Here is a 293-nt window from a genome sequence, read left to right on the forward strand (position 1 = left end):
GAGTGGATGCGTACGTTAAACACCACGTACAAGACATCCATAGCGGCGGCTAAAGTTTACGAATATCCAACGATTCGCAAGTTTGCTGAGTATTTGGAACAAGAGTTGAATATGGGGGTTGAGGGGGCACCAGAGGAATCGATAAAAGATCCCTGGTTCCTTGTTTCGGAAGAACAAGGGGATTCGGAGCAAGCCCGAGAAGGAATATCGCAGGAAGGAAATAAATGGGCTGCAGAGCAGGAGCCCGCAAAGGAAGCTAATTCAATAAAACCGGTGCAGCGCGAATACAAGTT

At 47.8% G+C, this 293-nt stretch carries 1 protein-coding gene; it reads left to right on the plus strand.

Annotated features, from left to right (window positions below; translation table 11 throughout):
* Positions 1–293 (plus strand): acyl carrier protein (locus KVT34_RS30140; protein WP_217563283.1); only part of this gene is annotated, 293 nt, incomplete at both ends.

It is taken from the genome of Paenibacillus sp. GbtcB18, from assembly GCF_019091125.1.
In the GTDB taxonomy this organism is placed as follows: Bacteria; Bacillota; Bacilli; order Paenibacillales; family NBRC-103111; genus Paenibacillus_F; species Paenibacillus_F chitinolyticus.